This window comes from Aquirufa regiilacus (assembly GCF_032470275.1).
Taxonomy (GTDB): Bacteria; Bacteroidota; Bacteroidia; order Cytophagales; family Spirosomataceae; genus Aquirufa; species Aquirufa regiilacus.
The window spans coordinates 40,166-64,016 of the sequence record NZ_JAVNWW010000001.1 but is presented as its reverse complement, the minus strand read 5'-3'; the positions used below and the strand labels follow the sequence as shown (position 1 = coordinate 64,016).

Annotated in this window: 22 protein-coding genes and 1 tRNA gene; 13 read left to right on the top strand and 10 right to left on the bottom strand. The window is 42.3% G+C overall.

Annotation, left to right across the window (positions count from 1 at the left end; genetic code table 11):
* The first annotated feature begins 7 nt into the window (after nucleotides 1-7).
* The 3 genes from PQG45_RS00275 to PQG45_RS00265 all read left to right on the top strand — a co-directional run bounded on the left by PQG45_RS00275 (nucleotide 8) and on the right by PQG45_RS00265 (nucleotide 4,385).
* Nucleotides 8-904 carry a hydroxypyruvate isomerase family protein gene (locus PQG45_RS00275; protein WP_315577381.1) on the top strand — a complete coding sequence of 299 codons (897 nt, stop codon included), beginning with the start codon at nucleotides 8-10 and terminating at the stop codon, nucleotides 902-904.
* A gap of 502 nt (nucleotides 905-1,406) precedes the next feature.
* Complete coding sequence (locus PQG45_RS00270) at nucleotides 1,407-4,277, top strand: Ig-like domain-containing protein (protein WP_315577382.1); 2,871 nt, start codon at nucleotides 1,407-1,409, stop codon at nucleotides 4,275-4,277.
* Between the two features lie 34 nt (nucleotides 4,278-4,311).
* Nucleotides 4,312-4,385 (top strand) — tRNA-Pro (locus PQG45_RS00265).
* A gap of 35 nt (nucleotides 4,386-4,420) precedes the next feature.
* Here the strand turns inward: PQG45_RS00265 and PQG45_RS00260 are convergent.
* The 8 genes from PQG45_RS00260 to PQG45_RS00225 all read right to left on the bottom strand — a co-directional run bounded on the left by PQG45_RS00260 (nucleotide 4,421) and on the right by PQG45_RS00225 (nucleotide 11,242).
* A complete protein-coding gene (locus PQG45_RS00260; RefSeq protein WP_315577383.1) occupies nucleotides 4,421-5,194 on the bottom strand; it encodes an SDR family NAD(P)-dependent oxidoreductase in 774 nt (257 codons plus the stop codon).
* 50 nt (nucleotides 5,195-5,244) lie between these two features.
* Nucleotides 5,245-6,945 (bottom strand): tetratricopeptide repeat protein, encoded by a 1,701-nt coding sequence (locus PQG45_RS00255; RefSeq protein ID WP_315577384.1) that lies wholly within the window; start codon nucleotides 6,943-6,945, stop codon nucleotides 5,245-5,247.
* 160 nt (nucleotides 6,946-7,105) lie between these two features.
* The gene (locus PQG45_RS00250) at nucleotides 7,106-8,038 is read right to left on the bottom strand and encodes a PstS family phosphate ABC transporter substrate-binding protein (protein WP_316070048.1); all 933 of its coding nucleotides are present in this window, start codon (nucleotides 8,036-8,038) and stop codon (nucleotides 7,106-7,108) included.
* A complete protein-coding gene (locus PQG45_RS00245; protein ID WP_315577386.1) occupies nucleotides 8,028-8,273 on the bottom strand; it encodes a hypothetical protein in 246 nt (81 codons plus the stop codon). The genes PQG45_RS00250 and PQG45_RS00245 overlap by 11 nt, the downstream gene beginning before the upstream one ends.
* 69 nt (nucleotides 8,274-8,342) lie before the next feature.
* Nucleotides 8,343-9,161, bottom strand: coding sequence for an energy transducer TonB (locus PQG45_RS00240; protein WP_315577387.1), 819 nt, complete (start codon nucleotides 9,159-9,161; stop codon nucleotides 8,343-8,345).
* Between the two features lie 34 nt (nucleotides 9,162-9,195).
* A complete protein-coding gene (locus tag PQG45_RS00235) occupies nucleotides 9,196-9,711 on the bottom strand; it encodes an ExbD/TolR family protein (RefSeq protein WP_315577388.1) in 516 nt (171 codons plus the stop codon).
* 26 nt (nucleotides 9,712-9,737) lie between these two features.
* On the bottom strand, nucleotides 9,738-10,337 hold the full coding sequence (locus tag PQG45_RS00230; RefSeq protein WP_315577389.1) for an ExbD/TolR family protein: 600 nt from the start codon (nucleotides 10,335-10,337) through the stop codon (nucleotides 9,738-9,740).
* Between the two features lie 68 nt (nucleotides 10,338-10,405).
* Complete coding sequence (locus tag PQG45_RS00225) at nucleotides 10,406-11,242, bottom strand: MotA/TolQ/ExbB proton channel family protein (protein ID WP_315577390.1); 837 nt, start codon at nucleotides 11,240-11,242, stop codon at nucleotides 10,406-10,408.
* Nucleotides 11,243-11,591: 349 nt separating this feature from the next.
* On the opposite strand from PQG45_RS00225, the gene PQG45_RS00220 reads away from it, so the two are divergent.
* The 6 genes from PQG45_RS00220 (at nucleotide 11,592) to ftsZ (ending at nucleotide 18,447) form a co-directional block, all read left to right on the top strand.
* Entirely contained in the window at nucleotides 11,592-11,921 is a 330-nt protein-coding gene (locus tag PQG45_RS00220; RefSeq protein ID WP_315577391.1) for a DUF721 domain-containing protein, read from the top strand.
* Nucleotides 11,922-12,055: 134 nt separating this feature from the next.
* Nucleotides 12,056-12,958, top strand: coding sequence for a S66 peptidase family protein (locus PQG45_RS00215; RefSeq protein WP_316070047.1), 903 nt, complete (start codon nucleotides 12,056-12,058; stop codon nucleotides 12,956-12,958).
* 44 nt (nucleotides 12,959-13,002) lie between these two features.
* Nucleotides 13,003-14,532, top strand: coding sequence for a YifB family Mg chelatase-like AAA ATPase (locus PQG45_RS00210; RefSeq protein WP_316070046.1), 1,530 nt, complete (start codon nucleotides 13,003-13,005; stop codon nucleotides 14,530-14,532).
* Nucleotides 14,533-14,556: 24 nt separating this feature from the next.
* On the top strand, nucleotides 14,557-15,561 hold the full coding sequence (locus tag PQG45_RS00205) for a thioredoxin family protein (protein ID WP_316070045.1): 1,005 nt from the start codon (nucleotides 14,557-14,559) through the stop codon (nucleotides 15,559-15,561).
* A 68-nt stretch (nucleotides 15,562-15,629) separates the two neighbouring features.
* Nucleotides 15,630-17,117: a M28 family peptidase gene (locus tag PQG45_RS00200; RefSeq protein WP_315577395.1), complete on the top strand. Its 1,488-nt coding sequence runs from the start codon at nucleotides 15,630-15,632 to the stop codon at nucleotides 17,115-17,117.
* 52 nt (nucleotides 17,118-17,169) lie between these two features.
* Entirely contained in the window at nucleotides 17,170-18,447 is a 1,278-nt protein-coding gene (gene ftsZ / locus PQG45_RS00195) for a cell division protein FtsZ (RefSeq protein ID WP_316070044.1), read from the top strand.
* On the opposite strand, the gene PQG45_RS00190 is transcribed toward ftsZ, so the two are convergent.
* A complete protein-coding gene (locus PQG45_RS00190; RefSeq protein ID WP_316070043.1) occupies nucleotides 18,444-19,199 on the bottom strand; it encodes a copper homeostasis protein CutC in 756 nt (251 codons plus the stop codon). The genes ftsZ and PQG45_RS00190 overlap by 4 nt on opposite strands.
* A 134-nt stretch (nucleotides 19,200-19,333) precedes the next feature.
* Between PQG45_RS00190 and PQG45_RS00185 the strand changes: the two genes are divergently transcribed.
* Complete coding sequence (locus tag PQG45_RS00185; protein WP_130895915.1) at nucleotides 19,334-19,555, top strand: DUF2795 domain-containing protein; 222 nt, start codon at nucleotides 19,334-19,336, stop codon at nucleotides 19,553-19,555.
* Here PQG45_RS00185 and PQG45_RS00180 read toward each other — a convergent pair whose 3' ends face one another.
* Nucleotides 19,556-21,106: a glycerol-3-phosphate dehydrogenase/oxidase gene (locus PQG45_RS00180; protein ID WP_316070042.1), complete on the bottom strand. Its 1,551-nt coding sequence runs from the start codon at nucleotides 21,104-21,106 to the stop codon at nucleotides 19,556-19,558.
* A gap of 175 nt (nucleotides 21,107-21,281) precedes the next feature.
* Between PQG45_RS00180 and PQG45_RS00175 the strand changes: the two genes are divergently transcribed.
* The 3 genes from PQG45_RS00175 (at nucleotide 21,282) to PQG45_RS00165 (ending at nucleotide 23,846) form a co-directional block, all read left to right on the top strand.
* On the top strand, nucleotides 21,282-21,962 hold the full coding sequence (locus PQG45_RS00175) for a tetratricopeptide repeat protein (protein ID WP_315577399.1): 681 nt from the start codon (nucleotides 21,282-21,284) through the stop codon (nucleotides 21,960-21,962).
* Between the two features lie 73 nt (nucleotides 21,963-22,035).
* Nucleotides 22,036-22,515 (top strand): 6,7-dimethyl-8-ribityllumazine synthase, encoded by a 480-nt coding sequence (ribH, locus tag PQG45_RS00170; RefSeq protein ID WP_315577400.1) that lies wholly within the window; start codon nucleotides 22,036-22,038, stop codon nucleotides 22,513-22,515.
* A gap of 11 nt (nucleotides 22,516-22,526) precedes the next feature.
* Nucleotides 22,527-23,846, top strand: coding sequence for an aspartate kinase (locus tag PQG45_RS00165; RefSeq protein WP_315577401.1), 1,320 nt, complete (start codon nucleotides 22,527-22,529; stop codon nucleotides 23,844-23,846).
* The last annotated feature ends 5 nt before the right edge of the window (nucleotides 23,847-23,851 follow it).

Sequence of the window (23,851 nt, the reverse complement as noted above, 5' to 3'; positions counted from 1 at the left end):
AAAGACTATGAAAAACAATTTGAGTCGGAGAGAAATTCTAAAAAGCTCGGCAGGATTAGCCGGTTTGGGATTATTCGGTTCATCCATGGAGGACCGTTTCAAGAAAGCGGACATCGCTGTGGGTGCAGACCTAAAAGGAAAAGTACAGCATTCTGCATGTCGCTGGTGTTATGATAAAATTCCGTTTGAGGAATTAATTGTCAATGCCAAACGCATCGGTTTGTCATCCATCGAATTAACAGGTCCCGAAGAATGGGATATCCTGAAAAAATACGACATGACCGCGGCAATCGGTTGGGGTAAATACCCAGCGGGCATGAACATCCCGAACTTCTTTAACAAAGTCAAAAACCACGACGCTTTAGTTGGCTTTTACGAAGATATCATTCCAAAAGCGGCGAAAGCCGGTGTTAAGAACATCATCACCTTCTCGGGTAACCGCGATGGCATGAGCGATGAGGATGGCTTGATCAACTGCAAAAAAGGTTTACAGCGCATCATGAAGACCGCGGAGCGTTACAATGTGACGATTTCGATGGAATTATTAAACTCCAAAGTAAACCACAAAGATTACCAAGCGGATACCACAGAATGGGGCGCGGCACTTTGTGAGATGGTCGGTTCCGATAAATTCAAATTGCTATACGACATCTACCACATGCAAATCATGGAAGGGGACGTAATTGCAACGATTAAGAAATACTATCCATATATCTCGCACTACCACACAGGTGGTGTTCCGGGACGTAATGAGATTGATGATACGCAAGAGTTGAATTACCGCGCTATTATCAAAGCGATTTATGATACTGGATATAAAGGATACATTGGGCAGGAATTCATTCCGGCTCGCGAAGACAAAATGGCTTCCCTTGCACAGGCCGTTGGCATCTGCGATATCTAAAATTATCATCTTATTGATTTTCTTGCCAGCCTCCGTCGAACGGGGGCTGGCTTTTTTTTATCATTAAGTTGATAATCGGAGGGGGGATTCCATTTGGGAATGAGATTAACTGGACATTTGGTTTAGTTTCGCTTTGAAATCCTCAGACTAAAGTCTGAGGTTATAAATAGCTTATAACGAATGTTGAGACGCGATAACTCACGTCTAATAAGAACCCTAGGCTTTAGCCTAGGGATGCCGAAGGCAAACAAAACGAATGTTGAGACGCGATAACTCACGTCTAATAAGAACCCAAGGCTTTAGCCTAGGGATGCCGAAGGCAAACAAACTTAGATAAAACCCTAGGCTTTAGCCTAGGGATGCCGAAGGCAAACAAACTTAGATAAAACCTTAGGCTTTAGCCTAGGGATGCCGAAGGCAAACAAACTTAGATAAAACCCTAGGCTTTAGCCTAGGGATCCCCAGACTGAAGTCTGGGGCCATAAAACCTAACCCTATTAAAATGAAAATCTTACTCTTACTCCTCCTCCTCCACTTCCTCGCATATCCACAATGTCCGGTCATCACGCAGCAGCCCCAGTCGCAGGCCGACTGCGATGGCAACTCCATTCGGATGATCGTCGTAAGCGATGGAACAACATTTCAGTGGGAGAAGAAAAGGCCACAAGACGCCAACTTTGCGAATATTACGGGTGCAACACAGGCCAATTACCAAATCATGCCTACCGGAAACACGGCTAATCCCACGGGGACGCAATACCGCGTTAAAGTTGGCCTAGGTAGCTGTTATGTCTATTCTGATCCTGCGAGCATCCAACTGCGAAAAATCAATTCCATCCTCAACCCAGCTATTTGCGAACGAGGAAATGGGATATTGGAATCCATCCAAACCGAAGGAGCGACCCATTACCAATGGTTGCGCTCGATCAATGGAGGTCCTTTTGTGGATATGATGGATGATAATCAATTCCAAGGGACCCTACAAAATCAATTGCGCATTACACAATCCTCGGCAAATCTTGATGGGCAAAAATTCAAAATCCGGATCGATTTCAACGTAAGTGCGAATAATGACAACGAAGGTTCCAACCAAAATCTAAATCAAACCTTGACATGCCCACGCACCTCGACCGAAATCACCTTACAAATCAAAACGAGTCCAACGCCCCGACACGCCGCAAATGTATATTCCGGCTGTCTCAATCAAGCCTTTCCGGTTAATGCAACGGGCTGCTCCCCCCATACAACGCAATGGTACGATGAACAACAAAATCCTGTGGGAACCGGCGCAAGATTACTCGTGACGTTCTCAGATGAAAGCCCGCATACCTATTTTGCGACATGTATCAACGCGGGATGCGAAAGTCTTCGATCAACAGGTGTTCAAGCTCAAGCATTCCCTAAACCTAATCCCCCTCAAAATACAGGCACACTCTCCGAAATATGCCCTGGACGTTCCATTACGTTCAAGGCATCCGGGGGAACTAATAATATTTGGTATCTGAATGCATCAAGCACGAGTCCATTGAGTACAGCAACAAGTTACACGATAGTGGCAAACCCGGCCAACAGTCTTTTAACCCGATATGTTTCCCAAAAAATCAATGGCTGTGAAAGCGATCGAACAGCTTTCAATGTTCAAGTGCTTTCCTCGGCAACTTGCAGTCCTGCTGATAGCACAAACACGCCACCTCCTGACGTTAACCCTCCATCAACTGATACAACATCGCAATCCTTCCCACATGTTCAATTAAGCTACCAACTGCACCAAAACTGCGAGTCGGGGACCTATGCATTAAACATCCATGGATGTCATCTCGCTACACAAATCTTAATTAACAGGCAGGCAACTCAGTTGAGCAATTATTTTGAAAGCTATGTTCCAGAAAACACGGAATTACATATTACCTGCCCGGAAAGTATCAGCGATCCACTTGACATATTACTTCCAGGCCTAACTCCACCCGAAATTCCGATTCAAACTAATTACCAAAACTTTGTTTGTGAGGGCGAGAAAACGAGTCTGAGCATACAATTGCCCATCGGAGCCCACATGGTCGGCTGGGAATACAATGGACATATCTTCGATCGGGCAAATACGATTAACGCCGAGCTATCCGCTGGAAATTATCAGGCAATTATTCAACGTAATTCGTGTTCCTACCGAAGTGAATCTATTTACATCGATGTCCGACCCAAACCCGGAATGCCGTCCTTGATCACGCCTTCCTCAGACATGTGCGAAGGCGATTCAATTAGCATTCATACCTTAGAAACATATCCTTTCTGCTTATGGAATGGACAAGAAAACACGCAGATATTCATCTCAAAAGCTATTGAAGTAGGAAAGATACAGGTTTATGCGCAGGTATCTGAAGATGGCATTTGCTGGTCGAATCCATCAAAACCACTAGATCTTCTTATCAACCCCACACCCGCAAGACCTCAGATACGAGTAGAAAACAACGGCGGATTCTGTCGGGGAGATTCAATTTTACTCGAACTAGACAAAACGGGAATTGGGTATAAATGGTCTACGCACGAAACCAATCAATTTGTTTATTCTCACCTACCAGCAAGCTATGAAGCTATTTGGCAAGATTCGATGGGCTGTTGGTCTCCACCCAGTGAGGCGGTACAAACCTATTATTACCCGGATGAACCACAGCCACACATTCATACGCTAAATAGGCAGTTTTGTCAAGGACAATCCGTGACGGTATATGCTACTCCGGCCTTTGAGTTCCGTTGGAGTACGCATGCAAAAAGCGATTCCATCGTGGTAAACACCAGCGATACGATCTACCTAAAAACACAAAATGAATATGGATGCTGGTCCCCACCGAGCCTTCCCTTGCATATCATTGCCCGGGAAAACCCATGGATGCCACTACTCAAACGATCCGGCATGTATTTCATCCAAGCGAGTAATTTAGAACCCATTTCAACCTATGAATGGAAATTAGATGGCCAAAGACTAAGCGACACCACAGCACAAATCAAAATCAGGCAATCGGGGTTTTTCCAAGTTCGGGCTATCAAAAAATATTTACTAGCAGATGCCAGTCCCGTTCTGTGTTATTCTCCCTATCAGGTGTCAAGTTTTGGGATATCGGAGGATGATCCAGGAATTCGACTTTATCCAAATCCGAATAAAGGGGAGCAGATTCAAGTGGAAATACAAGACGACATAACAGACGTACATGTAGCGCTTTATAGTCTTCAAGGGAAAATGCTTAAACAATGGCAAATGGTGGACACGCAGGATGTGCGTTCGCTAAACCTCCAACAAATCCCCACGGGCAGTTACCTGTTGCAGTTTTATGCCCAACAATGGGCGCGAGAAAAACGAATTTTTATTGTCTCCGATTGAGCCGAAAACTTCGGATAATTAGCTTTGTAAAAATCGGTATGTAGCGCAGTCCGGTAGCGTACACGTCTGGGGGGCGTGTGGTCGCAGGTTCAAATCCTGTCATCCCGAAAAAGAAAAAGACCAGTAAAACTGGCCTTTCCTATTTATTCATAAATTCCTTTGGCGATCTTTTCGCTGATGGCTTTCGGTGCCACCCAAGCGAGAAAAGCTCCCAGTTTATTTACCATACCCGTAATCACCTCTATTTTCTTCGCGAACATCCCATCTACCGCAAGTTTAGCTACAGTTGCAGGTGTCATTGTAATCTTCTCTGCTGCTTTACGAGCCTTCTCCTGAAGGTTTGCACGATCATTAAAGTTGGTCGTTGTAGCACCCGGACTCACCACCGTCACCGAAATTCCTTTAGCCTTCCATTCATGGTATAGGCCACGTGAGAAGTTCAATACAAATACTTTCGTAGCAGCATATAAACTCATGTTCGGAATAGCCTGATAGGCCGTTGAGCTCGCAATGTTCAATACATAGGCTTGTCCTTTGCCTACTAAATAAGGATAGAATTTTTGGCACATTTCAACCAAGGCATGCATATTAACCTGCATCATCTTTTGATTATCCTCGAAGCTATATTGCTCGAATTGGCCCACTAAACCATAACCTGCGTTATTCACTAAGATCCGTAAATCAACTTGTTTCTCTTCTACCCAAGCAACAATTCGGTCAACTGAACCGATCTCGGATAAATCAGCTACCAGGTAATCTACCTTCAAACCATATTTCTTTTCAAATTCCTCCTTGACCATTTGAAGTTCATAGGAGTTGCGCGCGATGAGCAATAAATCGTAGCCTTTCATAGCCAGCTCATTCGCTATCTCTTTCCCGATGCCTTTACTTGCTCCTGTAATTAATGCGTAAGCCATAATGTAGGTGTTTAAAAAAAAGAAGCCCATTGCTGGGCTTCTTCAATCATTTATTTCTTCGGTGCTGCAGGCGCAGCAGCTGGTGTCGGATTAAAGTAAGCTTTGATGTCGACATCATCCGGCTTGATTTCTTGTGCTTTGGTGAATAGTTCTTTCACTTTGGCTTCATCCTTCGTTACCGATAGATGATAACCACCTAAGAATTTATATGCTTCAAACAATTGATTCTTATCTTCTTTGTATTGACCCTTTTCAGCACGTTGCGTTTCTACCGCAGCTAAGAATTTCTCATAGAAAGGAGCACCTAACCATTTCGTTCCCGTGTAATCAATCAAGTTATTTGTACGAGCACGGTTAATGTAGAATGGAGGCCATTTGTCATTAATTTCAATTGCCTTAGCAAACATAGAATCTGCACGCATCGCCATTGCTGGACGAGCAATCGTATCCGATTTGCTAATGAACGCAGATGTTAAGTAGTAATCCATCGCAACCTTAAAGTAATCACCAGAACCTACTGTTTGCGCTTTCTTCACTTTCCATTGAATCGAATTCATCCCGGCAGCAGCTGCGTCTGAATAACGCTTTTGCTTGTAACGAACATCGTGAATGATTGAATAAACATTGTTGTTCGTATCCAAAGGAGCCGCACGCTCTAAATAAAGCAATGCCAATGAATCTTTTCCTAAACCTTGGTATCCCTTACCGAAATACAAATCATCCATGAAGTATGGCTTAACACCGCGCTTCACCATGCCATCTAAGTTATCAATACCTTGTTGGAAATTACCCATCTCAACATTTGAGTAACCACGCATACGGTAGATGTCATTATCTTGAACACCTTTCTTATCAGCCTCATCCGTAAATTTCATTGCACCATCGTAATCTTTTGATAAGAACAACAACTTAGCCGTTTCTAAAGTCACCTGAGGTGTAGCCTCAGCCTTCTCCAAATAACGACGGAAATAACGTGATGCATTTTTGTATTGGCTACCCACGATCAAGTACTCACCATATTTACGTAATGCAGGCGCATAGTTTGAATCCAAATCGATGGCCTCCTTGTAACGAGATTGTGTCTCTTTGTAGTTTTTACCACGTAAGTAAACCGTTCCGATTTTAACTTTCGCTTTGATGTTACGAGGCTCTTGAGCAATTGCATTCTCATAAGCAGTTACGGCATTACCACCGTCATTCTTGATCAAAAATGCATCACCTTTCACGATGTAGTGCTCAGCAGTTGGCAATTTCTTATCCTTCATCATACGATCTTGAATCGCATCAATCAAACGAATTGCTTCAGCAGGATCATTATTAGAAGCATTAAACGCATCTTCTTTTCCTAAAATATAGTACATCGAATAAGCTTCCGCGATACGGAACATGACATCGATGTTTTTATTTTTTGTGTCAGCAAGAATGCGATCAAACTCTGGCTTAGCCTCGTTAACCTTATTTTGACCTACTAGAATAGAAGCCAAACCTACTTGATTCAAATAATTTTTAGGATCAGCAGCTTTCCCTGCTTCAAATGCTTTACGAGCATTATCCCAATCACGTTGATTCAAGAAATAGTATCCCAAATAGAAATAATTTTCACCAGTCGGCTGAGCAGCTACTAAACCCTCAAAAACTTGTTTAGCACGACTAGGCTGATGGCGATCCATCATATGCAAACCATCTTGAATTGTTTGCCCGAAAGCCAAATTGGTCAACAACAAACCAACTCCCAAAAGCCACGATTTCATTTTCATCATTATACGTTAATATTTCGTTTAAATAATATTTTTCTTAGGCGTAAACATTGAAATAGTTCAACTAATTACCTCAAAAGTTTAATAAATTTTAAATAACAAATATACTACTATTTCTGTAAAAAAGTCAAGTACATATGTCACAAATTAGCCATTATTGACTGATTTGATACTGTCTAATCGTGATAGGGCGGGTTAACGGGATCAAGCCAGACTTTAATACAATTAATTGTCCCATGTCACCGGTAACATAATTAACAAAACCTGTCCCTAAACCTTGATGCGATTCTTTTAGGATAAGCTTTACTTCCCTACGTAGTGGATACTTTTTCAAAGCTAAATTATAGCCAAAGGGTTGGTAAAATTCTGCCTTAGGCAAACTTGACTCTTTAGCCACTGACATCACATTAACCGAACGGATAAATCCAAGCGAAGTTGGATTATCCCCATCACTAATCCAATTAGACCCAATGATTCCCAAGGCATTCGGATGCGATTTAACGTATTCAATTACATCCTTATTAGACCCCGCGGCTGAAACAGCTAAGCCGCTATTTCCTAATCCAAATAAGTCGACAAGAAATTTAATGTTACTCGAATTAGCCTTATCAACAACCAGTTCCACATCACCGGAACGTGATGACCCGATTGATTTCCAAGATTTTTGTTTACCTGCCAACAAAGCCTTCAATTGGTCTAAACCAATCAATGTATCCTTGTTACTAGGATGAACAAGCAATGCAATTCCATCCGCCGCAAACTTAAAGCTACGATAGACAATTTTTTCTCGCTCAAAAACTTCCCTCTCCGCATCAGTCAACTCTCTTGTCACGACTACTCCACGCACTTTGTCATTTAACAAATCAGCAATAGCCTCATTTTCCGGCTTAAACTGAAGCTTAATATTTGCATAGTGGTAATATTCCTGGAAAGCAACTTTCTCCGCCTCCACGATCCGCTGAAAAGACTCATCAACCCCTAGACTAATCGTCCCGGTGGTTGGACCATCTTTCAACTCACTTTTCTTAGAGCCACAGCTCATAGCAATCAGGCCCATTAATAAATAGGCAAATACATTAGTCTTCATATTCAGCATAATTAGATGATTCATCCGCTTCTCGAAAATACAAATATGCGCGCCAAATCCGAAACAATCCATAAAGGATGAATAGGATTCCGAGTAATAGAACAATGGAAACACCATTCCAAGTTCCTAAGTCAAAAGAAGACCAAAAAGCCACATAAGCTCCTAATAAAGTATAAGCGAATGCAACAAAAACACGAAAAGAAATATTTACCCAAAGGGCCATGGATCGTTTCATAATGGAGTTTAAACAATCAGACCTGCCAAATAACATTTAGCAGGTCTGACATGAATCTTCAAATAAAAATTACTCAGATAACACGAACGTGATCGGCTGTGTAAAGCGAGAACGCACTGGGCGACCCGATTGCTTACCAGGAGTCCATCTTGGTACCGATTTAATTACACGTACAGCTTCTTCGTCGCAACCGAAACCTACAGATTTCAAAACTTGAACGTCTTGGATTGTACCGTCAGTGTTCACAACGAACTGAACGTATACTTTACCTCCCACGTTTGCACGCTGTGCAGCTGATGGGTAACGTAAGTTTTTCTGCAAGAAGGATCCGAATGCACGAGGTCCTCCAGGGAATTCTGCTTGCTGCTCAACCGCTGTAAAGATTTCATCTTCAGCTGGTTTAGGCGGCTCTACTGGCTCAGCGCCTTTCGCATCTGGATCTACTGGTGGCTCATACGTTTCCGATTCACCTTTAACAGATTCAGCTGCTGTATTACCCTTTACCTCTTCTGGTGGCGGCTCAGGCTTCGTTACTTCCTCATCATGCTTGATTTCTGGAGGTAAGAATTTCGTCGTAGTCACCTTAGGAATTTCTTTGGGTGGTGGCGGCGGTGGGGGTGGAGGCAACTCAACCTTCTTGGTTGGAGCTGGCTTATCCAGTTTCATTACTTCAGCAGTCACCTCAGTCTTTTCTTCTGATTCTGCAGTCAACTGTTTCCAGAAAGCTGCAATCAAAAGAGCACCGACAAAGAGTGCAGAGCCTAGTAATACCGACCGCTTCATTACTTTAGGATACGTCTTCCGAAGAACAAAAGCACCGAATTCACGGTTCTTGTCTTTGAAGATGATATCGTCCAAAGTAGCATCTTGGCTTATTACTTGTGACATAATATTCGTTTAATTTAAAATTAATTTAATAGGTCTATTTACCTGATCGTTTAATCAAAGCTTCCGTATCCGGATCAATATCCAACAAAGCATAACGCTTATTATTGGTAATTGCACACTCATCAAGCATATCAATCATATTACGATATTTTGCTTTTTTCGTAGGCTTAATTACGATGGTAAAATTAGAACCAACTTTCGCCTTAAGATCCGCAATAACCTTGCGAATGCCTGTTTCAGAATAGTTGGTCACCTGCATTACTGTACCTGCTTCAGTAGGAATACCTTGGTAGTAATACACCTTCGTTTCGTCTGGGCACACGGTTAGTGTTTCAGACAATTTAACTGGTGAAGTTTCCTTCGTATCCGTTTTATCAGGCATGTTTAATTGCATGGTAACGGGTTTTGCTAACGTAGTCGTTAACATAAAGAAAGTGATCAACAAGAAGCCTAAGTCCACCATAGGTGTCATGTCGATTTTGGTCGACATCTTTTTACTACGCTTCTTCCCGCCTTTCTTCCCGCCGCCGGAGCTATCTATTTCTGCCATTTCTGTTTGTAATTAAAAATGAAAACTTATTTCGGTTTATTTTCCGGACCAGTTACCAATTGGAAGATATTGATGTTCTGAGCTTGCAAAGTACCGATGATATCAGCAAATACTTTGTAATTAGACTCTTTATCTCCTTTAATAGCAACCTTTAACTCTGGATTAGACAATTTCGCATAACCCACCCAATACGACAACTCGTTATTTGATGAATCAATTGGAATTCCCTTGCTTAGCTTTTTAGCTTCTGAAGGTTTCATATTCAACACCTGACGCATAGCTCCAAGAGGATAGCCTACTATTTCCGAAGCCATAAAGTTCTTCTTCATTTCAGCCGTTACAGCGATTCCATAGCGATTAGCCATACGCTCTAACATAAACTCTCTTGCCATTTGATCATCAGTTGCCAAATAAACGCCTCCTTCTGGTGAAACACTAACCATTAGCATACCATCTTTCGTATTCAAAGGTTTCTCTGAGATAGATGATGGTGGCGTGATTGTAACTGCCTCTTCTGGACGGAACTTCGCGGTTAACATGAAGAACGTCAAAAGAAGGAAAGCCACATCACACATCGCTGTCATGTCGAGTGAGACACTATGTCGTTTAGCTTTAACTTTTGGCATAACAATTATTTTTTTGAACAGTGAATAAAATTGAATGAAAGGGCAAAGCCCCTAAATCAGTTCAAATATTAATTGTGATGCGTAGCGTAGTTTTGGTTAACACTTAAGCCGATCTCATCAATGCTGTAAGTTAACTCATCAATTTTCGCTGTAAATACGTTGTATGCAATGATACAGATCGCTGAAGTACCGATACCTAATGCAGTATTGATAAGGGCCTCAGAGATACCATTTGCTAACGCTGATGAATCTGTAGATCCACCTGAGTTACCTAATGAAGCAAAGGCCTTGATCATACCAACTACCGTTCCTAATAGACCGATCAAAGTAGATACTGATGCCAATGTTGCAATGATAGTCAAGTTTTTCTCCAACATTGGTAATTCCAATGAAGTAGCTTCTTCAACTTCTTTGCTCAATGCAGCTAATTTTTGCTCCTTGTCTAAAGAAGTTTCAGAAATTAACGCTTTGTATTTTTTGATAGCAGATAATGTAACGTTACCTACTGAACCTTTTTGCTTATCACAAGCTTTCAAAGCTGCTTCAACATCATCTTTGTCTAAAGCTGCTTGTACCGAACGTACGAATGCGTTCACATCACCAGTACCTTTTGCTTTACCGATTGTGAATAAACGCTCAATTGAGAATGTTAATGCAGTTAAGAAACAAGTCATCAAAACTGGCACGATAACTCCACCTTTGTAAACGACACCAAAGTAATCGCCTGGTAGTGGGTGTCCTTCTGTTGTTCCGCCTTCAAAGTGAGATGGATCTCCCATTACAAAGTTGTAAATAGCTAATGCAATGGCAAAAAGAACAATTAGAATTAAACCGGCAGAAATTCCACCTGATTTTTTTTCAGTTGCAGCTGGCTTAGCAGCTGGCTTTGGTTGTTGTGTACTCATTAGTTTGGTAATTTGGGGTTAAAGAATTATTTTTTTGTTAATAAAACTTGTTGAAAAATGTGGGAGTAGTTTTCATAGGTTTTAACTCCACAGCTTTTTTCGGTAAAGGCAAAAGTAATAGAATTCTGAATTAATTTGCACAAGTCCATTTAACATGGCTTCCCAAAATACTTTCACATCCCCCAACGCTATTGTATTATCTTGATATTTTATCGGAAAATCCCCCCTTTATTAGGTACTTTTTTGAGAATTATTTTTTTGAAAAATTTTCAAAAAAAATTAATTTAAACCTATTTACACGCCTTAAAGTACCAAAATACCGTACATTTGCATTCAATAATTTCAACCCATGGACTCCCCTTTTAGCCCCAAAGGTCCTCGCGCCGCCACCCGGAAAAACGATAGCCAACCGCTTAAAGAGGCGATTGAATCACTTTTACGTGTCTATAAATTGCAAAACCAGTTCGATGAAACTTCGATTGCAGCCAATTGGGCAGAAATCATGGGTAAACCCATTGCTGCACGAACCACAAAAGTTTATGCCAAAAACCTGAAATTATACCTTCAAATTGATTCTGCACCCCTAAAAAAGGAACTCATCATGGCAAAACAAAAAATGATTGAATTAATTAATAAGCACGCAGGCAAAACCGTAATTCAAGAAGTAATCTTCCTGTAAATTGCCGAACGCGCTTTGCGTTAGCGATTTAAACTAACCCGGATGGCGTATATATATTAGTAGCATAAGTTCAATCAGCCCCCACGCATCCCAAAAAAATAAAACATATTTGTAGTCCATTTTCCCCTCAGCAAATGATTACCCCAAAACTTCTACAACCAGGTGACCGCGTAGCCATTGTTTCTCCAGCTTCTCCTCCGAGTTCCGACCAATGGAAAAAAGGAATTGATGTATTGAAATCCTGGGGCTTAGAAGTTGTATTTGCCGAAAATTTTCTTGCCAAACACTTTGGCCTAGCGGGAACTGACGAACAACGTCGGGCAGATTTTCAAAGCATGCTGGACGATAAAAGCATAAAGGCCATCTTCCCATTGCGCGGTGGTTATGGCAGTAGTCGATTTTTAGACGCTTTGGACTTTTCCGATTTTAACGAGAACCCCAAGTGGGTTATTGGATTTTCAGATATCACAGCCATTTTATGCCAAATGGATCAACTCGGTACTTCAAGCATCCACGGGCCAATGCCCAATAATTTCTGCCAAAAGGGAGGCGAAAAGGCATTGCTTTCCTTGCACCAACTATTATTTCAAGGTGAAACGAATATTCAAATCCCATCACACCTTTCCAACCGGCAAGGCGAAACGGAAAGTACATTAGTTGGCGGAAACTTATCGCTGCTAGCTCACCTGATCGGTTCTGAAAGCTTCCCTAACCCCGCAGGGAAAATCTTATTTATCGAAGAAATAGGAGAACGTTTGTACCATGTTGACAGAATGTTGGTCCAACTCAAACGTGCAGGTTATTTGTCTCAATTATCAGGTTTAATCATCGGTGGATTTACCGATTGCGAAGAGGCTAAACTGGAAATCGGAAAAACAGTCGAAGAACTTGTCCTCGAACATTGTGCCGGCACAAACTATCCCATTGCCTTTAATTTCCCAGCAGGTCATATTCCAAACAATTTCGCATTGCCTTTTGGAACAAAAATCAAGTTCTTGGTAAATAATGAAAATGTCCAACTAACTGGACAGCTTTAAGCTGTAGGCCATCGTTTAAACGCTAGTTTTGATCAAAAAAAATCATGCTAGCAAAAACCTTTGGCTGTTCCGTTTTTGGCGTGAACGCGGCGCTAATTACCATTGAAACCCACGTAGGACAAGGAAGCAAATGTCATTTGGTTGGTCTCCCCGACTCCACCATCAAAGAGGCTATTCTGCGTGTTGAATCTGCCATCAAACAAATGGGTTGCTTTTTTCCCCGCCGGAAGGTGGTGATTAACCTTGCGCCGGCCAACGTCAGAAAAGAGGGGTCGGCCTATGATTTAGCGATTGCCCTTTCTGTGATCCAGGCATCTGAACAAATCGATTTGCTCGCTTTAGACCAATATGTCATCATGGGCGAACTAGCGCTCGATGGCATCATTCGACCAATCAAAGGCGCCTTACCCATCGCAATGGAGGCCCGTAAATGTGGAATACGAAAAATCATTGTACCACTGGAAAATGCACACGAAGCTGCTTATGTGCAAGAGATGGAGGTTTTTGGGATGGAAACGTTGCAAGAAACAGTCCAATTTCTTCGCGGCAAAACCTTTCACAAACCCGCCCAAATTAAACCACAAGTCCGAAAAACTTCCACACATGCCATTGATTTTTCACAAGTTCACGGACAAGAAATGGCAAAACGAGCCATCGAAATCGCTGCCGCAGGAGGCCACAACCTAATACTCATCGGTCCGCCTGGCGCGGGCAAAACCATGCTTGCCAAACGCATACCAAGTATTCTTCCGCCATTAAGTCTTCAAGAAGCAATGGAAACAACCATCATCCATTCCATTGCTGGCAAGTTGGGGGTCCAACAATCCTTACTAACCGAGCGGCCCTTTCGTTCACCACATCATAGTATTTCTTCCACAGCCTTGATAGGCGGAGGATCAAACCCACAACCCGGCGAAATCACCTTAGCGCATCATGGCGTCCTCTTCCTAGACGAGCTACCTGAATTTTCTAAACATGCCTTGGAGGTAATGCGCCAACCCCTAGAAGATCGCATTGTCAATATTTCACGCGCACGATATGCCCTAGAATTTCCCGCTAATTTTATGCTCATCGCAAGCATGAACCCTTGCCCCTGTGGATATTACAATCATCCATCAAAGGATTGCACTTGCGGGCCAGAAGTGGTGCAGCGATATTTAAATAAAATCTCGGGGCCCCTATTAGATCGTATCGATTTACACATCGAAATCTTACCCATACAATTTGAGGAAATGCGAAGGCATTCCATGCATGAATCGAGCCAAAACATTTTCGAACGGGTTGTTCGTGCGCGTCGCATACAAGAAAAACGCTTTGCCCAATTTCCGCACATTAGCACCAATGCGATGATGGATGGAGCTATGACCCGTCAACTGTGTGCGCTAGACGCACAATCGGAAAGTCGACTGAAGGCAGCCATGAACCAATTATCACTCTCAGCTCGCGCCTATGATCGCATCATCAAAGTTGCCCGCACCATTGCAGATTTAGCCGAAAGCGAATGCATCTTACCAGAACATTTATCCGAAGCCATTGCTTACCGAAGTTTAGATAGGGAAAATTGGGGAGGATAGTGTATTTTTGAAAAAAGAATCCGCATGAGAATCCTATTGATCTGTATCCTAAGCACTTTCATTTTCAGCACGAGTATTGCCCAAAACCCTTCGTTTAAACCCCTGGAAAGTTTTGATGCTATTTTTGCGCGGGCAAAAAAAGAAAATAAACCCATATTCTTTGAGGCTTATCTACCCAACTGCTCGCATTGCATGGCGTATGATGTCACCTTAAAAAACCCAAAAATAAAGCAGTTCCTAGATAAAAACGTCTTAGCCTATCAACTCGATATCAGCAAACGTGAAAATGGACTCTTTTTGCGTAAACAGAAAGTATATGTTCCTTCCACGCCGAGCTTCGTCATGTTGGGCCCGGATGGAAAACCTTGGGATGTTCAAACCATGGGCGATGAATTAAACACCGTCGATGGAATCTTAACAAGCCTTCGAAAAGCGATCGATCCACAAAAACGCGATGAGGCAACTTTAAAAAAATACCAACAAGGCGCACGTGAATTCGAAGAAATGCTCGGTTTGGCAAATTTCACTCGGATGACCTTGGATACCGTACAGAATATTGAAATCGTCCAACAAATCACAGAGGCATTGCCGAAAGACAAATATGAATCCGAATTAGGATTTCTATTAATCCGAAAAGTGATGCTTGACAACAACAATCCCTTGTTCGACCATTTTATCAACAACCTAGCTGTTTATCGAAAAACGAATGACTCGGTTACGGTGAGGCAAGTGGCTGAAAATACGTTGATGTCCACCTTATTTTCGAGTAGATCACGAAAATTCAACCCTGAACGAATTGCGGGCATCAAATTCGGCTTGAAGCAAATTGGGCTCACGGATGCCCAAATTGCCAATCGCTGCATCGTCCTCGAAGTCCTCATTGATTTAGACAAGGATCAGCTTGCTACGGCAACAGATCGAATCAAATCCTATTATCAAGGCAAGGAAATCCCAGCAAAAGAAAAGGATTTTTGGTGTAAATGGTTAACCCGAAAAGCTGACCCAAAAAATCCTTGTCCGCTTCCCTAATACTTCTTGTTTAATTCTGCAAAATCGAGTAATTTTCAGGATAACATACGCTGTTTAACCAACCTACGATGAAAAAAACCTTACTATTCTGTTTAACCGCATTATCCCTGATTGGATTTACAAGTGCCATCCCGCTCGTTGGGGAGGAATCATTCGAATCCGTCTTCAAGCGCATCAAAGAAGAAGTAGATACAAACTCGCAGGCATATTCAAGTTTGGGGACAGCATGTGCCACGATTGGGCATCGGTTAACGGGTAGTGAAAACGGAAAAAAAGCAGAGGAGTTCGCGTTTCAATTATTCAAGAAATACGGATTTCGAGATACAAAATACCAAGGTTTTCAAGTAGAAGCATGGGCGCGAGATACCGTGACCTTATCCGTCGCTCCACCCAAATCGGATGATTTCCGTGAAATCCCCGTGGTTTCGTTAGCATTAACGCCCGTTGAATCTAAAATTCAAGGCCAAATTATTGACTGCGGAAATGGCTTGGATGCCGATTTTGCAGCGAAAAAAGATTTAGTTAAGGGGAAAATTGCGTTAGCAAACATTGGTTTAATCGATGCCCCCGAAGGTAGTAAAAACCTACACCGCTCTGAAAAAACAGCTTTAGCCATCAAATACGGCGCAGCAGGTGTTATTTTTGTCAATACTGTAAAAGGCCAAGTATTATTGACAGGAACAGCTTCGGTAACGGGCAATTTAATTTCCATCCCAGCGGTTTGCATCTCCTTAGAAAGTGGAACTGAGATAAGAAAATGGTTAGTGGACCAACCCGGTTTATTGAGCATGATCGAAATGCATAACGTCAGCCAACCGATTAAAGCGCGAAATGTAGTAGCAACCTTAAAAGGAGAAAGTAGACATCTACGCCATGAAAAAATCATCATCGGTGGACACTTGGATTCTTGGGATTTAGCAACGGGCGCAATCGATAATGGGATCGGTTCCTTCTCGGTTATCGACATTGCGCGCACCTTTAAGGCATTGGGCTTAAAGAGTAAACGCACCATCGAATTTGTCGCATTCATGGGAGAGGAAGAAGGACTACTCGGATCAAAAGCCTACATGGAGCGCGCAAAAAAAACGGGTGAAGTCAATGAAATCGTCTACATGATTAATCTAGATATGGTGAATGATGTACGTGGATTTAATGCAGGGGGTCGAGACGAAATGATGGGCCTATTAAAAGAAATTGGGAATAAAATAAAATCCATCGACCCTAGCTTTGCGAATGAAATCCATAATTCTGCCGGGCTGCATTCTGACCATCAAGTCTTCTTAATGGAAGGAATTCCCGCAGCTGACCCGGTAGGCAACCTAAGCAAGTCGGTATTAGATTGCTACCATGCAAATTGCGATGCCTTTAGCTTGGTGAACAAAAAAGAAATGGAAAACAATGTCAAATATACTTCGATGCTTTTGTACGCATTAGGAAACTCAAACACGATTCCTGCGAAGAAATTAGACTTTTATTCCACACGTGATTTCTTCATTAAACATAACTTACGGCACGAATTAGAATTAGGTAATGAATGGCGTTGGGGAAATAATTAATTTCTCGCCATTTTGATTATTTTTGCATCAAATTGATTTTTTCTATACCCTTATGAATACGACTAATCCTTCATTTTACGATCACGACATGGAAATGATTCCCGAAAATACCTTCAAATCAATTATTAAAGTAGTAGGTATCGGAGGGGGTGGCTCCAATGCGGTGAAGCACATGCAGGAGATGGATATCAAAGGGGCTGATTTAGTCATTTGCAACACAGACTCGCAGGCTTTAGCGTCCAACCCAGTTCAAACAAAAATTAAGTTGGGCCAACAAGGCTTAGGAGCTGGAACAGATCCAGAGGTAGGACGTTTGGCGGCCATGGAAAGTCGGGAAAAAATCCAACACATGTTATCCAATGAAACCCAAATGGTTTTCATTACGGCTGGAATGGGTGGAGGAACCGGTACAGGAGCAGCGCCCGTGATTGCAGAAATTGCACGTGAACGTAATTTATTGACGGTAGCTGTTGTAACAGCACCTTATAATTGGGAAGGTCGAGACAAAATTCAATACGCATTAAACGGCGTTGAAGCATTAAAAAAATATTGTGACACGGTAATCGTGGTCATGAATGATAAGTTGGCAGAGCATTACGAAAACCTACCCATGTCGGAAGCTTTCTCAAAAGCAGACGACGTTTTGGCCAAAGCCGTTAAGTCGGTCGTAGACGTGATTGCAAAACCAGGTGATATCAATACCGACTTCATGGATGTGAAGAAAGTATTAACAAATGCCGGTAAAGCGATGATGAGTTCAGCGTACGGTATTGGTGAGAATCGTGCATTTGATGCGATTGCAGAAGCATTGACATCTCCTCTTTTGAATTCACAACAAATCAAAGGCGCTAAACGCATCTTGGTAACTGTTTCCACAGGAAGCAGCAATCAGTTGAAGATGAAAGAACAAAACATCATCATCAATTATTTAAATGAGCGTATTTATTTACAGGCTGATATGGTCAAATTCGGATTCTCTACAGATGAAGAATTAGGCGATAGCTTATACCTAACTGTCATCGCAGCAGGATTTGAACATGAAGGAGACGAGTTTGGTGGCTATTTTGAAACATCAGACGGAACTTACGAAGCAGCTGATGAATTAGGCCAACGTGAATTCACACCAGGAAGCACCATTACATTGGATACGGAATCAGCAAGCAATCCGATGAACGATGAAGAACGCTTCCATTACATGGTGGACGTTTATGCAAATGGAGGTCTTAGTGAGACTGAATTCGATGTACCAACCTACCGTCGAAATTCTGTGAAACTTTATGCGTTAAACAGACTTCCGGAAGAAGAGTGGGTAACCACGGATCTATACTAATCCAATTGTACTTGTTGTATGGTTGCGCGAATAAGTTCTTCGCTCGCAACCGCTATTTCAAATTCAGACACTTCGGTTAATCCTCCCATGGAAATGCCTGGTCGGCGATAATCCATTGCTGAATCGCGAACAGTCCGCGCACTTGTATGTACCGCGTCTACCCCTACATCGATAAATTGGCGACAGTTCTGTGGATTCACGCCACTTCCCGCCATGATTTGAATACGACCGGCTGCGCGAACCACCATTTGGGCTATGTTCTCAATCCCCTCGAGCGCTTTATTCTTTTGACCAGAAGTCAAAATACGCAGAAAATTCAATTCAATTAATTGTTCGATAACCTGCTCTGGATCCCGACTTACATCAATCGCGCGATGGCAAGTCAACGGGATATCGCCAACCAACTGCCGTAAGGCAAAAAGAAACTCCACGTCCAGGTCGCCATTAGGCAAGAGTGCACCTACCACCAAGCCATGAACGCCAGCTTGAACGAGATTAACAGCCTCCGCCAACATCGTTTGTTTCTCAAAAGTATCATAGCAGAAATCTCCACCCCGAGGGCGCAACATCACATGTACTTCCAAGGAAGTCGCCGCTAACACCGCATGGACAAGACCTGTGGATGGTGTACATCCTCCATCATGCGGCGATGCACACAACTCGACGCGATCCGCGCCTGCACGATCAGCCGCAATACAAGATTCCAAGGAATAGGCACAAACTTCAACGGCAAGGCTCGATTTTCTTTTCATAAAAATAGGCCTAAACAGGCCGTTAAATAGCTTTTTTGATAATTAACGAAAATTTAAGAAATAAATCTTTTATAAATATTTTTTTATTTTACTTTTGCACACAGATCAAAATGAAATAATAAAATTCCTAAAATATGTATTGGACATTAGAACTTGCTTCCTATCTAGAAGATGCGCCTTGGCCAGCTTCCAAAGATGAATTAATTGACTTCGCGATTCGTACCGGATCCCCTTTAGAAGTTGTTGAAAACTTACAAGAGTTAGAAGACGATGGACAACCCTTCGAAAGCATCGAAGAAATTTGGCCAGATTATCCAACAAAAGATGATTTCTTCTTCAACGAAGACGAGTATTAATTAAGAGGCGAAAGCCTCTTTTTTTATGCCCTTTATTTCCTCACATAGCCGTTGATTTCTCAAACCAAGCCCCCAGCGACGCATCAATACGTCATCCCAACACGTTGCCATTTCATGTTGTTTCAAATATTCAATTTCTGAATTAATATAAGGCAAGTCGGGATGTACCAATTGCAAATCACCTTTTAACAAGGCAAAACCATGAGATCCATAAGTCTCCCATAAATGTTGATGTGTAGCCTCCGCTAAACCTAAGGCTTTCGTTGCTACTCGAAATTGCTCACGCATCGATTCGTCGCCACCCGAAAGTGAATAGTTCGCTGTGATACAAGCACGAGGGGACCGACTGAAAACTTCAAGTTCCAATACATCGAGCGTATCGGATGCCATAACCCGGTAAGTGGTCCATTTACCACCCATAATACTAACTAATTTACTACGACCATCCACTTCTACTTCATGATCTCGAACCAAGGATTTCGTATCAGATGCCATCGCTGCATCCAAAGCCGCTTGCAGCAAAGGGCGCTGACCCACAAAGGTCGCGGACACATCAGAACGAGACGCCTTTCCGGTCGCATAGCGATTAAAATAATCGAGTAGGTAATCGATTTCTTCGGATAATATAGGTGGATTTTCACGCAAGGTATCAGGCTCATCTGTGGTACCTACCAATACATAGTCTTGCCAAGGGATCACAAAAATCACACGACCGTCGTCTGTTTTGGGAATCAACAAAGCTGTTTCTCCGGGCCAAAAGGAAGCTGGAAGAACGATATGCGCTCCCCTACTAACCTTCATGCGCGGCCGTAATTTTGGATTGGCCATGGAACGAATGGCATCGGTAAACGGTCCCGTCGCATTAACGACAGCCTTCACGGCAACTTGATAAGACTCCCCTGAAATGACATCTTGAAAGCAAACCTCTTTGACTTTTAAACTCTTTGGTGAATGTATAAAACTGGTTAGCGCTGCATAATTCAAAACACAAGCTCCAGCGGCTTCAGCAGACTGCAATATTGCTAATGCATAACGGGCATCGTTCAACTGGCCATCAAAATATAAAACCCCACCTCTAACATGCTCCAATGATAATGCTGGACTCAACGCCCGCATTTGCTTGGGTCCCAAACCACGACTTGGTTCTAAATTCGTATGTCCGGCGATGCGATCATATACCCACATGCCTATGCGGTAATAAATGCGATCAAACCAGGTATAACAAGGAGTCAATAATGCTAAGGGTTGTGCCAAATGCGGCGCATTTTGCAACAAAATTCTGCGTTCATGCAAGGCCTTGTAAACCATCTTGAATTGTTGCCAATCCAATTTCTTGAATGCCTGCTCCAAATACCGAACACCGCCATGCACTAATTTAGTGGACTTAGATGAGGTTTGAGATGCAAAGTCCCCTTTCTCAATCAATAAAACACGATAACCCCGAAGCGAAGCATCCAATGCCACCCCAGCTCCCGTCGCACCACCCCCGATGATACACAAATCAAAAGGTTCACTCAATTTCGTTAATTGATCCGCACGGTTAAAGGCCATCTGTTTACGAGGTTTACAAAGGATAAAGTACGATTTACTTCTATTTACTCAACAAATACTAAAATAAAACGCAAAAGATTCATTTAAAATTGATAAAAATAGAAGAGATTTTATAATTTTGCAGTCCTTTGGCTAGTAACATAAACTAGCTCGAGTAACAAAGCATTATAATTTTATGGCAAAGAAGAAAGACGTTAACGAATCCATTGAAATCATTGAGAGCCCAGAGGCGCTTCAACACGAAGTAGAAAAGGTCACTGGATTTTTCGAACAAAATAAATCAACAATCGTAGGTGCTGCAGCCGTTGCAGTTGTAATCATCGTAGGTTACTTTGGTTTCCAATGGTACCAAAATACACAAGATGCTGAAGGTGAAAAGAAATTATACAAAGCTGTTTACGCATTTGAATCTGATTCCTTAGCTTCTGCGTCGAAAGATTTAGCAAAAGTTTCAGATGAGTTTGGTGGCAACACACAAAACCTTGCAGACTTATACTTAGGCATTACCTTGTTGAAACAAGGTAAATACGATAACGCAATTGAGAAATTGAAAAATTTCAGCAGTGGCGATTTATTAGTACAAGCACGTGCATATTCATTGATCGGAGATGCTTATTCAGAAAAGAAAGCATACTCAGAAGCAATCGAATTTTACACGAAAGCCGCCGATTACAAATCGAATAAATTCTTCTCTCCAGGTTATTTGTTGAAACTTGCAAACGCATACGAAGCAAATAAACAATCGAAAGAAGCGTTGGATACCTACACAGCGATTACGGAAAAATATCCAGAAGCTGCAGAAGCAATTCCAGCAAAGAAATACAAGGCGCTTTTAGAAAGCTCTATCTCTGAATAATATAAGTTTACGAAATTGTCAAGAGGGGATAAGAGCATCAGCTTTTATCCCCTCTTGTTTTAGCCCCAATGCCATGTCATCTGCCTTAAAAAACTTAAGTGATTTTAGTACTGCCAACTTACCTGATGTCTCACAGAAGCGTTTCGCGATTGTGGTCGCAGAGTGGAACACAGAAGTAACAGGAGCTCTATACACTGGCGCTTATGATACCTTATTGAAATATGGAGTTCAAGAATCCCATATCATCAGTGTGCAGGTTCCTGGCAGCTTTGAATTAAGTTTAGGGGCGCAAAAGATGGCAGAGAAAGCAGACATCGATGCGGTGATTTGCTTAGGATGTGTCATTCAAGGGGAAACACGCCACTTCGACTTTATTTGCCAAGCCGTGGCGGATGGCGTCACGAATGTCAGCTTGAAATACAATAAACCTGTCATTTTTGGCGTATTAACCCCAAACAATCAAGAACAAGCCATGGATCGCGCAGGCGGAAAACATGGCAACAAAGGAGATGAGGCTGCCATGACGGCCATTAAAATGTTAGCAATTAATTAAGATATACAATTATGCAAGTTTGGAAATTTGGCGGTACATCCGTAGGAAAACCAGAAAGAATGCAATCGATTCGTCAACTCATTACTGAGGACGGGAAACCTAAAATCGTTGTTTTATCAGCATTATCAGGTAGCACGAATGCATTGTTATCGATATCAGAGTCGTTAATCGCACAAAATCAAACGGAGGCCAAAGCCAAAGCATCTGATTTGCGCGCACATTACGATACGTTTTTAACGGAACTTTATCAAACGCCAGCAGGCTTAGCGAAAGGTCAAGCAATTGTTGAGAAAGAATTCACGTTCATCGATGGTTTAATTGCAACACTTCCCTATACCGTTAAACAGGAAAAGGAAATGGTCGCTTTGGGCGAATTACTTTCTACCCAAATTTTCGAAGCCTATCTACAGGAAGAAGGGGTTAATTCTGCCTTGTTACCTGCCTTAGACTTTATGGTGATCGATGCCGACAATGAGCCTATCATGTCGGAAATCTCAACCAAATTAGCGGCAACCCTAGCGCCCGTTAAAGACAAGCAAATATTCATTACACAAGGTTTCATTTGCCGCAACCCGGCAGGCGAAGTGGATAATTTGAAGCGTGGTGGTTCGGACTATACAGCATCTTTAATCGGTGGTGCAGTGCAAGCAGAAGAAATTCAGATCTGGACGGACATCGACGGCATGCATAACAACGATCCACGCATCGTGAAAAACACCTTCCCTATTCGGGAATTGTCATTCGCAGAAGCGGCAGAGCTAGCCTACTTCGGGGCAAAAATCTTGCACCCAAGCACGATTACTCCCGCGAAGATCAAAGGCGTTCCCGTGCGTTTGAAAAATACGATGGAACCGAGTGCTTTTGGCACCTTGATTTCAGAAAAGTCGACCGACGTAGAAATCAAAGCCATCGCTGCCAAAGACAACATTACAGCCATCTACATTCATTCAACGCGTATGTTGAATGCCTATGGTTTCTTGAAGCGTGTATTTGAGATTTTCGAAAAATACAAAACACCCGTGGACATGATTACCACATCCGAAGTTTCGGTTTCGGTAACCATCGATCAAACGGCCAACCTAGATGCCATCATGCGCGAATTGCGTGAGTTTGCAGAATTAGAAGATCCCGATAAGGACCAAGTCATTATCTGCATTGTGGGTAATTTCTGGGCGGATAAAGAAGGAATTGCCATCAAAGTATTGGATGCCATCAAAAACATCCCGATTCGCATGATTTCTTACGGAGCATCCGAACACAACATCTCCCTTTTGGTCGACGCCAAACATAAAAATGATGCCTTAAACGCATTAAACGAAGGACTTTTCTAAATAAA

Coding starts and splice junctions, on each gene's coding strand:
- PQG45_RS00275 (WP_315577381.1), top strand. CDS start 8: ATGAAAAACAATTTGAGTCGGAGAGAAATTCTAAAAAGCTCGGCAGGA.
- PQG45_RS00270 (WP_315577382.1), top strand. CDS start 1,407: ATGAAAATCTTACTCTTACTCCTCCTCCTCCACTTCCTCGCATATCCA.
- PQG45_RS00260 (WP_315577383.1), bottom strand. CDS start 5,194: ATGGCTTACGCATTAATTACAGGAGCAAGTAAAGGCATCGGGAAAGAG.
- PQG45_RS00255 (WP_315577384.1), bottom strand. CDS start 6,945: ATGAAATCGTGGCTTTTGGGAGTTGGTTTGTTGTTGACCAATTTGGCT.
- PQG45_RS00250 (WP_316070048.1), bottom strand. CDS start 8,038: ATGAAGACTAATGTATTTGCCTATTTATTAATGGGCCTGATTGCTATG.
- PQG45_RS00245 (WP_315577386.1), bottom strand. CDS start 8,273: ATGAAACGATCCATGGCCCTTTGGGTAAATATTTCTTTTCGTGTTTTT.
- PQG45_RS00240 (WP_315577387.1), bottom strand. CDS start 9,161: ATGTCACAAGTAATAAGCCAAGATGCTACTTTGGACGATATCATCTTC.
- PQG45_RS00235 (WP_315577388.1), bottom strand. CDS start 9,711: ATGGCAGAAATAGATAGCTCCGGCGGCGGGAAGAAAGGCGGGAAGAAG.
- PQG45_RS00230 (WP_315577389.1), bottom strand. CDS start 10,337: ATGCCAAAAGTTAAAGCTAAACGACATAGTGTCTCACTCGACATGACA.
- PQG45_RS00225 (WP_315577390.1), bottom strand. CDS start 11,242: ATGAGTACACAACAACCAAAGCCAGCTGCTAAGCCAGCTGCAACTGAA.
- PQG45_RS00220 (WP_315577391.1), top strand. CDS start 11,592: ATGGACTCCCCTTTTAGCCCCAAAGGTCCTCGCGCCGCCACCCGGAAA.
- PQG45_RS00215 (WP_316070047.1), top strand. CDS start 12,056: ATGATTACCCCAAAACTTCTACAACCAGGTGACCGCGTAGCCATTGTT.
- PQG45_RS00210 (WP_316070046.1), top strand. CDS start 13,003: ATGCTAGCAAAAACCTTTGGCTGTTCCGTTTTTGGCGTGAACGCGGCG.
- PQG45_RS00205 (WP_316070045.1), top strand. CDS start 14,557: ATGAGAATCCTATTGATCTGTATCCTAAGCACTTTCATTTTCAGCACG.
- PQG45_RS00200 (WP_315577395.1), top strand. CDS start 15,630: ATGAAAAAAACCTTACTATTCTGTTTAACCGCATTATCCCTGATTGGA.
- ftsZ (WP_316070044.1), top strand. CDS start 17,170: ATGAATACGACTAATCCTTCATTTTACGATCACGACATGGAAATGATT.
- PQG45_RS00190 (WP_316070043.1), bottom strand. CDS start 19,199: ATGAAAAGAAAATCGAGCCTTGCCGTTGAAGTTTGTGCCTATTCCTTG.
- PQG45_RS00185 (WP_130895915.1), top strand. CDS start 19,334: ATGTATTGGACATTAGAACTTGCTTCCTATCTAGAAGATGCGCCTTGG.
- PQG45_RS00180 (WP_316070042.1), bottom strand. CDS start 21,106: ATGGCCTTTAACCGTGCGGATCAATTAACGAAATTGAGTGAACCTTTT.
- PQG45_RS00175 (WP_315577399.1), top strand. CDS start 21,282: ATGGCAAAGAAGAAAGACGTTAACGAATCCATTGAAATCATTGAGAGC.
- ribH (WP_315577400.1), top strand. CDS start 22,036: ATGTCATCTGCCTTAAAAAACTTAAGTGATTTTAGTACTGCCAACTTA.
- PQG45_RS00165 (WP_315577401.1), top strand. CDS start 22,527: ATGCAAGTTTGGAAATTTGGCGGTACATCCGTAGGAAAACCAGAAAGA.